Raw genomic sequence first — 15,803 nt, 5'->3', positions numbered from 1 at the left:
ATAAATCAAACGCCCCTTATTGTCTACTTATTATTTCATTGTACCTGCGTCTTTGTCATGTACACCATGACGATAGAAATCTACATATTCTGGTTCAAGTGGTTTCTTACCACGGATAACGTCAGCAGCTCTTTCTGCTAACATTAATACTGGAGAATGGATGTTACCATTTGTCGTACGTGGCATCACTGAAGCGTCAACGACACGTAAATTTTCCATACCATGTACTTTGAATGTGTCAGGGTCTACAACTGACATTTCGTCTGATTTAGGACCCATTCTACAACTACATGATGGGTGTAATGCAGTTTCACCATCACGTTTAACCCATTCAAGAATTTCTTCATCTGTTTGAACTTCTGGTCCTGGTGAAATTTCGCCACCGTTAAATGGATCTAATGCTTTTTGAGATAAGATATTTCTCGCTACTCTAATTGCTTCTACCCATTCGCGTTCGTCTTCTTTAGTTGATAAGTAGTTAAACACGAAATCTGGTTTTTCGAATGGATCTTTAGATTTAATCTTTAAGTGTCCACGAGAATTTGAGTACATTGGACCAACGTGCACTTGGTAACCGTGTGCTGTTGGTGCTTTCGTACCATCATATCTTACTGCGATTGGTAAGAAGTGGAACATAAGGTTAGGATAATCAACTTCATCGTTTGAACGTACGAAACCGCCACCTTCAAAGTGGTTAGATGCAGCTGCACCTTTACGCGCAAAGATCCATTGTAATCCGATAAATGGCATTTTGAATAAATTTAAGCTTGGTTGTAAAGAAACAGGCTGTTTACATTTATGTTGTACATAAACTTCTAAATGGTCTTCAAAGTTTTCACCTACACCTGGTAAGTGTAAACGTGGTTCGATGCCTACAGAACGTAAATGTTCAGAATCACCGATACCAGATAGTTGTAATAATTGTGGTGAGTTAATCGCACCACCTGATAAAATAACTTCTTTAGCAGTTACAGTATGTTCTCTACCATTCTTCTTAAATGTAACTCCAGTTACTTTCTTACCTGATTCATCGAAGTTTAATTTCGTAACGAATGCACGTGTTTGTACGTCTAAGTTTTTACGCTTCATCGCTGGATGTAAGTAAGCTCTTGATGCTGAAACACGACGACCATTGTGTACTTGACTATCGAATGGTCCAAAGCCTTCTTGACGGAAACCATTTACGTCTGGAGTTTTGTTATAACCTGCTTCAACACCTGCGTCGAAGAATGCTTGGAATAATGGGTTCGTTGCTGGTCCACGTCTTAACTTGATTGGACCATGATGACCACGCATTTTATCATCTTTCTCAGCACCAAATGTTGTTTCTAAACGTTTGAAATATGGTAAGCAATGTGCGAAATCCCATTTATCCATCCCTTCAGGTTTCGCCCATTTTTCATAGTCCATTGGGTTACCTCTTTGGTAAATCATACCGTTAATTGAGCTTGATCCACCTAGCACTTTACCACGTGCATGACCTACTTTACGGCCATCCATATGAGGTTCTTCGTTCGTTTCGTAAATCCAATCGTATAATTTACTACCTGCTGGATACATCAACGCTGCTGGCATTTGTATTAATAAGTCCCATGGATGGTCACTGCGTCCTGCTTCTAAAACAAGTACACTGTTTGATGCATCTTCACTGATTCTGCCACCTAAGACAGAACCTGCACTACCTCCACCAATAATGATATAATCATATGATTTCTTCATGTATATGCCTCCTTGTTAGTTTAAAGTTAAATCATCGCAAAAATTTTGCTGTTATTGTTTGCCGAACCAATTCACTGGTTCTGGTTTCGTATTACGTAGGATTAATTTTTCAACTTGGTATTCTGCTAAACCTTCATGGCCTAATTCTCTACCGATACCTGATTGTTTATAGCCACCCCATGGCGCTTGAGCGAAGTATGGATGGAAGTCGTTAATCCAAACAGTTCCCATTCTCATTTGCTTAACAACACGTTCAGCTTTATCGATGTCTTTAGTGAATACGCCACCTGCTAATCCATAAATAGAGTCGTTAGCTAATTGAACTGCCTCTTCTTCAGTTGAAAATCCTTCGATTGTCACAACAGGACCAAACACTTCTTCTTGAACTATACGCATTGAAGTATCACAATCTGTGATTACTGTTGGTTCAAAGAAGAATCCGTCTTGTAAGTCTTCTCGCTCTGGACGTTTACCGCCAATTGCGATTGTTGCGTTCTCTGATTTTGCAACTTCCATATATTTTTCGATCTTCTCTCTATGTTCAGCTGAAATGACAGGACCCATTTCTGTTTCTTCATCAAAACCATTGCCCATTTTGATATTTTTAATACGCTCGATTAAAGCTTTTTCAAAGTCTGCTTTAATATCGTTGTGCACGATGATACGTGAACCTGCTGAACAAACTTGACCAGCATGGAAGAAACCGCCGTTTAAAGCTTGGTCTACTGCTAAATCGAAATCTGCATCATCAAAGATGACATTAGGGTTCTTACCACCTAATTCTAATGCTACGTTTGTTACGTGGTCAGCAGCTTGTTTCATAATTTGTTTACCAGTAGCAATACCACCTGTAAATGAAACTAAGTCTACATCTTTATGTGTTGATAATGGATTTCCTACTTTAGCACCTGCACCAAGTACTAAGTTAATTACACCTTTAGGGAAGCCAATTTCTTCCATTAATTCGAATACGCGAATTGTTGTTAACGGAGTAATTTCACTAGGCTTCATAACTAAAGAACAACCTGTTGCCAATGCTGGAGCAATCTTCCATGATGCTTGTAATAATGGGTAATTCCATGGTGTGATTTGTGTCACAACACCAATTGGTTCTTTCACAACTTTAGCATCAGAATTTGGAATTGGAGAATCAATGATTTCGCCACCATCTTTATCTGCTAATCCAGCAAAGAAATAGAACACATTTGAAATATCATCCATGTCTGCATATGATTCTTCTAGTGTCTTTCCTGTATCTAATGTTTCAAGTCTAGCTAATTCTTCTTTATGTTCTACAATCTTATCGGCAATCGCTCTAACTTTCTTACCTCTATTTTCACTTGTTTCATTTGTCCATTCGCCATTTTCAAAAGCTGTTCTAGCAGCTAGAATAGCACGTTCACTGTCTTCTTCTGTTCCTTCTGCTACTTCAAAGATGACTTCTTGGTTATATGGATTTATGATTTCTCTCGTTTCATTGTTGCTTCCATCTACCCATTCACCATCAATATATTGACGGCGTGATAAATTTTTTACAAGTTCAAGTTCCATCAGTACGACCTCCGTTAAGTTTGTTAAATTTTTATTTAACGAATTTTATAAAGTTATATTAGCATAGCCAATAATACAGTGTCAAATGTAAAATGACACACCTCTTCACCCCATATTAAGACAGTTGTACCGATATTCCAAATTATATACAGCTCAATCTCTTCCAATAGTTCTTTCAAAAAATGTACCGACATTTCTTTCAATAATATAGAAAAAACCGATCAAACTTTTCGCTGTTTGACCGGTTTTTAATCTTTTATTATAAATTGTCTTCTTCTTTATTTTTCTCACTTACTTGAACGATTCTTAATGATCTTCTTTCAACTTTCTTATATTTATCTGCACGTTCTTGTAATTTAAGTCGATCTCCTTCAAGCGTTTTAATAAATGAGACCATCATGATGACGAATATCACTATTAAAGGGACACTCGCTAGTATCGATGCAGTCTTCAACACATTCATCGCTTGTTCTCCGCCTACTAACATTAATGAATATGGTAATAAACTTAATGCAAACGCCCAGAACAATCTGTTTGCTCTAATAGGCTCACCGACTACACGCTTTTGCGTAGCTGAAGCTAAAATATATGAGGCAGAGTCAAATGTTGTCACTAAGAATAAGAACGCTGCCAATAAGAATAAAATAACGATAATATTACCCATCGGTAACTGATGCATCACTTCGATAATTGTTGCTTCAGTACTATGTTTATTTAAGAATTCAATGACATTAAACTGTCCTGAAATTTGTAAATATACCGCATAGTTTCCAAAGATACCGAAGAATAAAATACAACCTAACGTTCCGTAACAAATCGTACCTAAAATGACTTCTTTTAAAGTACGTCCTTTTGATATACGAGCGATAAACAACCCGATAAATGGTGCATACACAATCCACCATGACCAATAGAAGATTGTCCATTGTTGTGGGAAGTTTGTCTCTTTTCTTCCTCCAATACCGCCGAACGGTTCAAGCCAAGTCGCCATTTGGAAGAAGTTTTTCAATAATTCACCAACAGATGTAACAGTCGTTTCTAAAATAAAGACTGTTGGTCCTACAATAAACACAAATACTAATAAGAATAATGAAATCCAAACGTTCACATCACTTAATATTTGAATACCTTTCTTTAAACCACTGTACGAACTATAACCAAATACGATTGTGATTAATACAAGGATAAGTGTTCGCATCCACATATTTTGTCCATCTAACCCTGTTAATTTCTCAACACCTGCTGCTATCATCGGTACACCTAATGCTAGTGAAGTGGCCGCACCACCTAATAAACCGAAGATAAATACAACATCAACAATTTTGCCTAATAGCTTATCTGTTTGCCCCTTTAATATTGGTCGACAAGCTTGACTAATTTTGAAGACGGGTTTCTTTTTAACGAATACTAAGTAACCTATTGGTAAAGCTGGAAGTACATATATTGCCCAGGCAATAGGACCCCAGTGGAACATACCGTATGTAGTAGCGTAAGACAACGCACTATCCGTCATTCCTTTGCCGCCATGTGGTGGTACTTGATAATAGTACGCCCATTCAATGACACCCCAATAAAGAATGTCTGAACCGATACCGGCGCAGAATAACATAGAAGCCCAACTGAAGTTATTAAACTCTGGTCTGTCCGTAGCACGTCCTAACGTTACATTCCCGTATTTCCCAAATGCTATGTACAATACAAATCCAAATACTACAAGCCCGAGTAAGAGATAAACTGCACCAATGCTATTTGACACAGCATCGTTGAGTTTCGTAATTACATCAGCACTTGCCTTTTGGAACACCATCATAGGTATAACTGAAAATAATAATACAGCTACTGTACCTATAAAGGTAGGCCAATCCATAACTTTAGATTTTTTCATTTCTGAGCACTCCTCATAATAAAATTGTATGGAAATTGATTACATTGATTAGACTAACTACCATCGCCCTTTTCTTGTTTTCATAACTTTGAGATTAACGAAGATTAAATAAAAATGCAAACCGCATTCAATTTTCACAAATGCATTTTATGAATAAATATATAGTTACAATATTTTTAGCGCTGTTTAAAATCGCCACAATCATAGTGTTAAATTTTAACTTAACAAACTGAACAAACATTACAAATTTGTTTTTATGCATATTTATTCATAATAGACGAATAAATATTTTATTGAGTTTAAACAAACCAACCCTTATTTGATTAAATTTGTAACGAATATTTTTAGTACTTATTTAGGTGAATACCTTTTTCTAAAATTTTTAAAATAGATATGTACTCATTGTGAATAAAGAGGCTCCCCACTTGCGTTAGAGAGGAAATTTTATCATACTATGAAGTGACAATACGAAAAGGAGTTGTAAGTATGAATCAAGAACAATTAGACAAAGTTAAAAATGGTAAAGGTTTCATCGCAGCATTAGACCAAAGTGGTGGCAGTACTCCTAAAGCACTTAGAGGTTACGGCGTTGAAGAAGATCAATACAATAATGATGACGAAATGTTCCAACTTGTTCACGATATGCGTACACGAATCGTTTCTTCACCTTCATTCACATCAGATAAAATCATTGGCGCAATCCTTTTTGAACAAACAATGGACCGTGAAGTTGAAGGTAAACATACTGGAGATTATCTAGCTGATAAAGGTGTTGTACCTTTCTTAAAAATCGACAAAGGTTTAGACGAGAAAAAAGATGGCGTTCAATTAATGAAGCCTAATCCTGATTTAGATGACTTATTAAACCGTGCTAACGATCATAAAATCTTCGGCACAAAAATGCGTTCAAACATCCTTGAATTTAACAAATCAGGTATCGACGCAATCGTTAAGCAACAATTCGAAGTTGCTAAACAAATTATCGAAGCTGGTTTAGTACCTATCATTGAACCAGAAGTAAATATTGAAGCTGAAGACAAAGCAGAAATCGAAGCTTACTTATCAGATGCAATCTTAGAAGAACTAAATAACTTAAACGATGATCAACTTGTTATGTTGAAATTAACAATTCCTACAAAAGTAAACCAATACCAATCACTTATTGATCATCCAAATGTTGTACGTGTAGTAGCACTTTCTGGTGGTTATAGCAGAGCACATGCAAATGAAGTACTTAAACAAAACGATGGTTTAATCGCAAGCTTCTCACGTGCACTAATCAACGACTTAAACGTAAGTCAATCACAAGAAGAATTCGATAAAGTATTAGCTGAAACTGTAGACTCTATCTATGATGCTTCAGTAAACAAAATCCAAGGTTAATCCTTATTCAATACAATAAATAAAAGCGACTCAGTCAAACTGAGTCGCTTTTTTCTATAAACGTATTTCCGTATAAGGCGTCACTGTCACTAACCTCAACCAATATTATTTATTTTGAGGTTTAGTATAGTTTAAATCCCAACCAATGTTGTATTTATCAATTAATTTAGCATACTTTGCGCCCCAGAACATGTCAGCAAGTTCCATTTGAACGTCGCCATCAGCTTTAAGCTTTTCATATACATCTTTGATTGCTTCTTCACTATCAAATTCTAATACTAGATAAACATTTCTATTGTCTCTCACGTTTAAATCTTCATCTGGTACGTCAGAGCACATAAATACTTGGTCATCTACTTCTAAACGCGCATGGATGATACGATCTGGATTATCGACAGATTTTTCATCTACTTCTCCATATGTTTTCATTTCAGATACTTTACCTTCAAATACTTCACTATAAAATTCTACCGCTTCTTTACAATTACCTTTGAAAAATAAATAAGGTGTAACTGTTTTTAACATAATTAGTCTCCTTTGTTTAAGTCAATTATTCTTTATATTAAATACTTTCTAATTTAAGTATAGGTGGCATAGATTCATTTTCAAGCAATAGCATTATTTAGCGCACAAAAAAACCAAGTACCCAATGGATACTTGGCATTGTAGTTCACGCTCATTAAAATTTACATAAGTACCGGTTACTATAAATGAATATAAAAATAGCTACGGGAAAACAAACTATGTTTAATTAAAAGTGATGCTATCCATATTGGTAGCGACAATTACCAAAGGGAAGCACATGCCTTTTAATAATTCTGCAGAATCAATTTATTTCAAGAGGAAAAGTTGATCTAGGAAATTCAAAAATTAAACGAGGACATAAAATTTGTTTAAACTCTATGTAATTCATAAATGAGTGGAATACAATTTGAGAGGTAAATCAATACGTAATTATTCGGTAAGGTAGTTCAACTTTCTGTCAGAACATGATATAAACGTTGGGACGCCTATACCACTATTCACGTTAAACTCAATGCATAATGTCAAAAAGTATAGTTGATACATAAAAGTAACAATTCAAAAACACAAATTAACGGCTTGTGTTTTATTTTAAATAAATAACACCTTCACCCTTCAAAGCATAGTGACTTTATAACTAAGGAATTCATGTAAGTCTATGTTGTCGTGTTGTTCATCTCCTTCACTATGTAATACACCAATTGATGTTATTTTAGGTTACTACTTAACAATATACATTGCCTGACATAAATGACCTAGGATTTCACGCCAAAAACTATATAGAATAATTTGTATAGTAATGTTAGGTAATAACTTAATTAAATTATATAATCAAATTTGCAATTTGTGAAGTTTTATTTTTGTGATTTTAAACTTTTAATTATCAAATCATGCTAATAATGCTCTACAGTTTTTTGTTATTTACCCTTTTCCTATATAGATGAAAAAGTGTCTTCATATATATAACGGTACTAAAAAAGATATAATAGAAATAAATTACGTTGTACGGAAGGTGAAAATGATGAATATTATTTTAGCACCCGATTCATTTAAAGGTAGTATGACTTCCTTTGAAATTACACAATATATGTCAGAAAGTATATATGAACTTTTTCCTGATGCTACAGTTCACGACCTCCCTATTGGCGATGGTGGTGAAGGCACGATGCCAGCATTAGTACATGCAACAAATGGACAGTTTATCGAAGTTAACGTAACAGGTCCATTAGATGCTCAAGTTAACGCACGATATGGCGTGTTAGGCGACCGAAGCACTTGTGTCATTGAAATGGCAGAAGCATCAGGACTCACACATGTGAATTCATCCCAAATGAACGTCATGAAAGCAACAACATTTGGTACAGGAGAACTGATTAAACATGCTTTAGATCAAGGTTACAAAGATTTCATTTTGGCAATTGGGGGCTCTGCGACTAATGATGGTGGCGCTGGTATGTTACAAGCATTGGGGGCTCAATTAACTGATAAGGCCGGTAATGAAATTGGTTTCGGAGGCGAGTCTTTAAGCCAAGTCGAACACATCGACTTATCACATTTTGATCAACGCATCTCAACAAGCAAATTTATCATAGCTACAGATGTCCAAAATCCTTTTATTGGTTCCAATGGTGCGTCATTTGTGTTTGGCGCACAAAAAGGCGCAACGACAACAGAACAACGTCAGCTTGATAACAACCTTAAACATTGGGCAGATGTGATTAATCAATATCAAAATGTGAAACTTCATCATTTACCTGGTGCAGGTGCTGCAGGTGGACTTGGTGGTGCTTTTAAAGCGTTCTTCCCTAGTTATTTTGAAGATGGCATTGAAGTAGTAATTAAACATACAAATTTAGAAAGCTATTTACCACATGCTGATTTAGTCATTACAGGCGAAGGAAAGATTGATCACCAAACCTTTTTTGGAAAGGCACCTATTGGTATTGCTCATTGTGCACAACGCTTTAATGTACCAGTGATATTTATTGGGGGCACAGTTGATGTAGATTTCAAACAATGCCAACAACACGGTGTCATCGGAGCATTTAGTTTAACAGATCGACCTCAATCCCTTGAATATACGATACAACACTCTCCACAATTGCTAAAAAAATTAACTCAAAACATTATAAGTACTTATTTTCATAGTTTATAGTGTAAGTAATACAAAAAAGGTTCAGCAATTTCAATAAATCGCTGAACCTTTCTCACTAAAAATATTATTTATTATATAGATGGTCCTACTTCAATATTCGCGCTCTTTAACGCCAGTTCCAACACTTCCATTACGTTAATGCTATGTTCTAGTTGTTGTTGAGCAAATGTGTAATCTTTATGTTGGAGGATGTCAGTGATTTTTAAAAATTCATCATACATGCGATGTTTATCTTGATGATCTTTAAACATTTGAACGCCACCATCGTTATATCTTAATTCTATTTCGTTTAGTTCATTGGTTGGACCATTAATTTGTAATGTCGCAACATCGCCTTGTATCGTGGACTGATTTGGTGATGTTGAATCTTTTGCTCCCACACAAACGACTTTCATACTTTCATATTCTAGAATGAGCACCCCTGAAGTATCAATATTTCGTTCTATATTTGGGAAATATGTCACACGAAGAGGCATGCCGAACAATCCAACTGCAAGATGCACGTTGTAAACGTTTAAGTCCATTAATGCTCCGCCACCTTTATCGGGATCGAATACAGGTTGAACTTCTCCTTGTTTAAATTTATCGTAACGAGAAGAATACTGTGAATAGTTGAATTGCACTATTTTACAATGTCCTATTTCTTTCAGTGAATTTTTTAAAGTTTCAAAGTTATTTAAATATAAATTATTAATTGCTTCAATGATGATTACATTATTTTCTTGTGATAATGTTTGTAACGTTTGCAACTCTGCTTTCGTCAATGTGAAGGGTTTTTCACAAATAACATGTTTCTGATGTTCAATGGCCAGCTTTGCAAATTTAAAATGTAAATGGTTAGGTACAGCAAGATAAATAACATCTAACGATTCATCTGTTATAAATTGGGTGAAATCTTCGTATGCATGCTTGATATTATATTGTTTCTGTAATGTTTCAATATTTTGAGGGTTACGGCCGGATGAGACGATGCTGTGAAACGTCACATCTTGCATTTGCTCAAATACTGGTAAAGCTTCTTTTACAATTTTGCCTGCACCAACGATTCCAATGTTCATAATTATTGACCCCTTTTATTTATTTAAGAATAAGATCTTACTCATAATCTTAATCACTCAATCTTATATGTCAATTAATTATCATAAGGTCAATCTGATACTAAAATCATTTTCACTTACAATTCTTTCAACTAAATTATTTGAAAAGCTCTCCTAATTTTTCAGCTGCATTTTGTGAAAACATGCGTTCTAAATTGTCTTGTGAGCCTTGAGCACTTTCACGAGAATGTTTATACATTTCTTGTTCATAATATTGAATTGCTGGATATAATGTATCTTTTTGCTTTAGAGCTTCAACAAATAGATACGCATCATATAAAGCTGCATTCACGCCTTCACCTGCGAACGGACTCATGACATGCGCTGCATCACCCATCAATGAAATTGAACCATTACTTTCCCACGTTAAGCTAATTGGTAGTTTATAAATACGTCTAAATAAAATGTCATCATTCATAGATTCTATATATTGTAATAATGAAGCATCCCAGTCATGGAAATCTCTCAATAATTGTTGTTTTAGTTCAGATGGTGACAGTTTCTTATAGTCATCTAATTTATCATAATCCATTCTATATGAAGCATAAACTTTTATTCGTCCATCGCCGTTAAGTTGTGCTAATAAAGCTTGATTTTGATCGAGTGCCATCATTTTCCCGTTTTTATTGTAGGCAGCTAAATCTGGATATTTGTTTTTTACGTCATCTATATTGATTTCTATCATTGAAATTCCAGTATATTCAATATCTGTTGATGTGAGGTAAGGTCTTACTTTAGAAAATGCACCATCTACCCCCATCACAAAATCAAAAATTTGTTTTTCATTTTCATTGAATGTGATTTCTACTTGACCGTTTTTGAATTGCTCTAATGACTTGAACTTATAACCGTATTGAATATGACTTGAATCGATATGTGTTCTGATTAAATCACATAACTCTCCTCTATCAATTTCAGGACGACCGCCTTCACCTTCTGCAGTTTCTTCGTAATAGACTGTACCATCTTTGCCTACAATTTTTGTATCTTCACCATCGTAACGTGCAAGTTTTTTAAATTCTTCCAAAATACCTGCTTCTTTTAATGCAACTTGCCCACTTTCTTCATGAATATCTAGTGAACCGCCTCTCTCACTATTAATAGTCGGTTCTCCTTTTTCAAAAATAGTGAACTGGTATCCTGCATTTTGAAGTAACAATCCGAGCATTAACCCACCAGGGCCACCACCGATAATAGCGATTTTATGGTTTTTATTTACTGCCAATTTTTATCCCTCTCTTTCACTATATAAGTCATCTAAATCGTTTTTCGTTTTTTCTACAAATGCGTCGAATTTTGCTTTTTTCTCTTTATCTTTCATTGCTTCTTTACTTTTTATAATAAATGTCTTAAATAAATCTTGAAGTTGTGCTCTAGAAGCTTTCATTTTTTCAAAGTCCATATTTTTAAATTGTTCTAATCTTTGTAACATGGCGTCATCCATATTTTCAGCTAAAAATGTTTCGCCTTCTTCAGTTATAGAATAAACTTTCTTTTTACCGTCCTTTTCGATAGATACAAACTCTCTATCTTCTAACATTTGTAATATTGGATACACTGAGCCAGGACTTGGTGAATAAAATCCTCTAAATTGTTCTTCTAAATCTTTTATGATTTGATATCCGTGTTTAGACTCGCCTTGTAACATTTTTAAAATAACAAATTGTAAATTACCTTTTTTGAAAAATCTTTCTTTTGCAAATGGTCCTCCGAATCTTTCATGACCTTTGCCAAAACCAAAGCCGTCTTTATCCATTAAACGATGTGCGAATGCTGCTTGTCTTTTTTGAAAATGTCTTTTAAACATATAAATCACCTTTCTTTATTTCGATATATCGAAATAATAAACGATATATCGTTATCAGTCAAGATATATCGTTATCTATTTTCCATTTTTATATAAATTGTTTGCTCAAACACTTGATATGACTTGTTTTTATAGAATGAACAGTGAAATAAATTTTCCACAAATGAGTGAATAGTTAGTTACTTTTTTAAATAGTGCATATTGATATAAAAAAAGAGCCTAAGACAAAAATTTATGTCTCAGACTCTTTGTCAATTAGGTGAGCGTACAAAAACTCTATATGAAAAATCGATTTCTGTCCCACTTAATTTTTTGCATAATTTGAGTGAACCTTTACTTAGCCATTTTGCTTAGCGAAAACTTTACCCATTTCATTTAATTTTTCTGGCGCATCGTGTACTGCCATTTTCACTTCTACTAAGTGCATCTTATCTGTTTCACGTTCTATTTGATCAAATGCAGCTTGAAGTTGTTCACTTGTATTTACATCATGCACTGATACCGCTTCGTCTTCGCCGAATACAGCAGGTAACATTTGATAGTTCCACATTTTAATATCGTTATAGCGAGCTGTTTCTCCGTGAATTTTACGTTCAACTGTATAGCCATCATTGTTTATAACGAAAATCACTGGCTTAATTTGTTCTCTCATCATTGTAGAAATCGCTTGAACTGTTAACTGTAGTGAACCGTCACCAATGAGTAATAAATTACGACGTGTTGTATCTGCAATTTGTGAACCTAAAGTTGATGGTAACGTATAACCGATTGAGCCCCATAATGGTTGACCTATAAACGTATTACTGCGGCTTAATGTTAGGTCATATGCACCAAAGAACGATGTCCCTTGTTCTGCAAGAATAACATCATCTGGTTGTATAAACGTTTGCATCATTTTGAAATACGTTTCTTGTGTTAAAGCATTGTTATTCAATTCAAAATCTTGATTTTCAACACGTTGATATTGTGGGAAATCTGAATCATTTTTGTAATCCATATTGTTTAGTCCTTCTAATAATTCTGGAAGTGCAATATGATCTGCAGTTGTTTCATTCATTTTGAAATTACGATGATTCAACATCACAACATCATCTAAATCAAATTCGTATGAGAAACCAGCTGTTGCTGAATCTGTCAATTTAGCGCCGATATTTAATATCGCATCACTTTGGTCAACGTATTCTCGAACTTGGTCTTCTGCCAATACGCCATCATAAATACCAATATAGTATGGACTTTCTTCGTTGAATGCACCTTTTCCTAGTGATAATTGAGCGACTGGAATTTGTTTTTCTCGTGCAAAGCGTTCTAATTGATCATGTAAATCAAAACTATTAATCTCATGGCCCGCAATAATCACAGGTTTAGATGCACTTTGTAATTTCTCGTGCACCATTTCTATATAACGGTCAATATCATTACTTTCTGTTGATGATAATTGGAATGGTTCTTTAACTTCGATTTCTTCACCTGCTACATCTATAGGTAAGTGAATGTGCACAGGTCTGCGTTCATTATACGCTGCTTCAAGCACTCTTGGAATTTCAGTCTGTGCATTTTCAGGTGTAATATAAGCTTGTGTAGTTGTAATCGGTTCATACATTTTGCGGTAATCATCAAAGTTACCTTCACCTAAAGAATGGTGTACATATTTTCCAGCATTTTCAACAGCTCTTGTAGGCGCACCTGTAATTTGAATAACAGGTATACGTTCTGCATATGATCCTGCAATACCATTAACTGCACTTAATTCTCCGACACCAAATGTCGTAATCATAGCAGCCATACCATTGATACGTGCATATCCATCTGCTGCATAACTTGCGTTTAATTCGTTTGTGTTACCTACCCATTGCATATCTTGTCTATCAATAACATCATCTAAAAATGCTAAATTAAAGTCACCAGGAACTCCGAAAATCTTATCTATGTCTAACGCGTGAATACAATCTAATAAATATTGTCCTACTCGTTTTTTCATATTATCATTCCCCTTCATAAGAACTTCTTACATTATCAAGGTATCGTATTTAATAAATAAGGTCAATAATATTGACTTATATTGCGTCCCTTCTTACTTTTTCATCTCTAGTTGATGTACTAAATGCGTTAACATTTCATTATTTGGCGTAGGGATATCAAACGCTTTACCATATTCAACTATTTGTCCGTTGAGATAGTCAACTTCTGTTAAACGGCCCTTGTATAAATCTTGGTGCATTGAAGGATAATGTAAACCTTGAGCTTCGATAGGATAAGCATTTTCTATTTTTTCTACCAACTCATCTACTGACAATGACACGCCTTTTTGCTTAGCCACTTCAACAATTTCTTCAATAATAGGAGTAATCATTTTACGAGCATTAGTATATTGCGCAAATTCATTTATTGTTTTGTCTAGAATTGTGCATAGCGGATTTAATACACTATTTAATGTCGCCTTAGACCATATAGAATGAAATACGTTGTCACTAATTTTAGAGTTGAGCTGTGCGTAGTTGAATATATTATTAATCTTTTCAGTACGATCATCGGCATGCCCATCTGCACGTTGCAATTCAATTGTGCCTGTACCTTCTAATAGCAACTGTCCAGGGCCTCTAAGACCAGCCGTCCACATTGTTACAGCAAGGAATACTTGTTTCATAGGTACAATTTTTGAAAATCGTTCATCATGTCCTAGTCCATTCATCATCGTTAATATAGCAGTATCATCTTGGATAGCATCTACATTCAGTAAATCGTTAATCATACGTTCCGATTCCATCGCCTTAGTCAAAATAATGACTAAATCAAAATGTTCTGACACATCTTCTGGATGTTTCGCTTTAATGTCTACTGTGTAAGTTTCAGTTTCTGTCTGAATTTCAAGACCATTATTGTTGATTTGTTGCACATGATCTTCCCAATAATCTATTAAAGTTACATCATAACCAGCATTAGCAATGTGTGTTCCAATACGACCACCCATTGCGCCAGCACCAGCAATAGCAATTTTGTTCATCATATCACTCCTCTTTATATTTATAGTAGAACTAATAATTTTACACTTCAACAATCCGAACTGAACGTTACTTTAATACAATGCGTTTACGTCCGAACGTTGTTTAAAAATACGAATCATTGGAAAGTAAAAACCCATTAAAAAGATTTTATTAAAATCCTTTTAATGGGCTTAATATCAGAAACTAATATCCTCAACTATTCTTTTATTTGTTTACTTCATTTTTCAAATATTTAACTTCGTGGAAGCCTGGACGATGTGAGGCGAATTCTTCCATGATGGCATACCAATCATTGCCAACTTTTTTCTGAATATCCTGGAACAAATCATTTTGAGCTTTATTGAGTTCTTTCACTAATTTTGTCCCTTTGGCAGTCGGATATAACACTTTAACACGTTTATCATATTCAGACGTTTTTTCTTCAATATAAGCTTCATCTCTTAATTTTTTTAATGAAGCATGACTGCCTTGTTTAGAAATTTCCATACTCTTTAACAAATCTTTAATTGTAATGCCTGGTACTTTTTCTATAAAAAACAAAAAACGATGATGTTGTCGGTTCAATCCATGTTGTTCTATAATTTCGTCAGCTGTATTGATAAAAGTTTTATAGGCAAAATAAAACAATAGATTTTCATAGTCGTTATTGTCTAATGTCATCATCCACATTCCTTTAAAA

Annotated in this window: 12 protein-coding genes; 2 read left to right on the top strand and 10 right to left on the bottom strand. The window is 34.6% G+C overall.

The features are described from left to right. Positions 1–30 precede the first annotated feature (30 nt). From betA to NGI30_RS00585, 3 genes are all read right to left on the bottom strand, one after another. Entirely contained in the window at positions 31–1,719 is a 1,689-nt protein-coding gene (betA, locus tag NGI30_RS00595; protein WP_251942419.1) for a choline dehydrogenase, read from the bottom strand. 51 nt (positions 1,720–1,770) lie between these two features. Next, positions 1,771–3,270, bottom strand: a complete 1,500-nt coding sequence (gene betB / locus NGI30_RS00590; protein WP_251517182.1) for a betaine-aldehyde dehydrogenase — start codon at positions 3,268–3,270, stop codon at positions 1,771–1,773. A 259-nt stretch (positions 3,271–3,529) separates the two neighbouring features. Further along, complete coding sequence (locus tag NGI30_RS00585) at positions 3,530–5,155, bottom strand: BCCT family transporter (protein WP_251517179.1); 1,626 nt, start codon at positions 5,153–5,155, stop codon at positions 3,530–3,532. Between the two features lie 486 nt (positions 5,156–5,641). On the opposite strand from NGI30_RS00585, the gene NGI30_RS00580 reads away from it, so the two are divergent. Then, the gene (locus tag NGI30_RS00580; protein WP_251517177.1) at positions 5,642–6,538 is read left to right on the top strand and encodes a fructose bisphosphate aldolase; all 897 of its coding nucleotides are present in this window, start codon (positions 5,642–5,644) and stop codon (positions 6,536–6,538) included. 105 nt (positions 6,539–6,643) lie between these two features. Here NGI30_RS00580 and NGI30_RS00575 read toward each other — a convergent pair whose 3' ends face one another. Beyond that, positions 6,644–7,063, bottom strand: coding sequence for a VOC family protein (locus NGI30_RS00575; protein ID WP_251517174.1), 420 nt, complete (start codon positions 7,061–7,063; stop codon positions 6,644–6,646). A gap of 1,018 nt (positions 7,064–8,081) precedes the next feature. Between NGI30_RS00575 and NGI30_RS00570 the strand changes: the two genes are divergently transcribed. Next, entirely contained in the window at positions 8,082–9,215 is a 1,134-nt protein-coding gene (locus NGI30_RS00570; RefSeq protein WP_251519044.1) for a glycerate kinase, read from the top strand. Between the two features lie 71 nt (positions 9,216–9,286). On the opposite strand, the gene NGI30_RS00565 is transcribed toward NGI30_RS00570, so the two are convergent. The 6 genes from NGI30_RS00565 to NGI30_RS00540 form a co-directional block, all read right to left on the bottom strand. Further along, positions 9,287–10,273, bottom strand: a complete 987-nt coding sequence (locus NGI30_RS00565; RefSeq protein ID WP_251942418.1) for a Gfo/Idh/MocA family oxidoreductase — start codon at positions 10,271–10,273, stop codon at positions 9,287–9,289. A gap of 136 nt (positions 10,274–10,409) precedes the next feature. After that, positions 10,410–11,537 carry an FAD-dependent oxidoreductase gene (locus NGI30_RS00560; protein ID WP_286009861.1) on the bottom strand — a complete coding sequence of 376 codons (1,128 nt, stop codon included), beginning with the start codon at positions 11,535–11,537 and terminating at the stop codon, positions 10,410–10,412. A 3-nt stretch (positions 11,538–11,540) separates the two neighbouring features. Then, the gene (locus tag NGI30_RS00555) at positions 11,541–12,119 is read right to left on the bottom strand and encodes a PadR family transcriptional regulator (protein ID WP_502960374.1); all 579 of its coding nucleotides are present in this window, start codon (positions 12,117–12,119) and stop codon (positions 11,541–11,543) included. Positions 12,120–12,456: 337 nt separating this feature from the next. Further along, the gene (locus tag NGI30_RS00550) at positions 12,457–14,100 is read right to left on the bottom strand and encodes an alpha-keto acid decarboxylase family protein (RefSeq protein ID WP_251942417.1); all 1,644 of its coding nucleotides are present in this window, start codon (positions 14,098–14,100) and stop codon (positions 12,457–12,459) included. A 93-nt stretch (positions 14,101–14,193) separates the two neighbouring features. Then, complete coding sequence (locus NGI30_RS00545; protein WP_251943890.1) at positions 14,194–15,123, bottom strand: ketopantoate reductase family protein; 930 nt, start codon at positions 15,121–15,123, stop codon at positions 14,194–14,196. A 205-nt stretch (positions 15,124–15,328) separates the two neighbouring features. Beyond that, entirely contained in the window at positions 15,329–15,784 is a 456-nt protein-coding gene (locus NGI30_RS00540) for a MarR family winged helix-turn-helix transcriptional regulator (protein ID WP_251519036.1), read from the bottom strand. Positions 15,785–15,803 lie beyond the last annotated feature (19 nt).

It is taken from the genome of Staphylococcus sp. Marseille-Q5304 (assembly GCF_943737015.1).
Classification (GTDB): domain Bacteria; phylum Bacillota; class Bacilli; order Staphylococcales; family Staphylococcaceae; genus Staphylococcus; species Staphylococcus hsinchuensis.
This window is presented reverse-complemented; position numbering and strand designations above follow the sequence as displayed.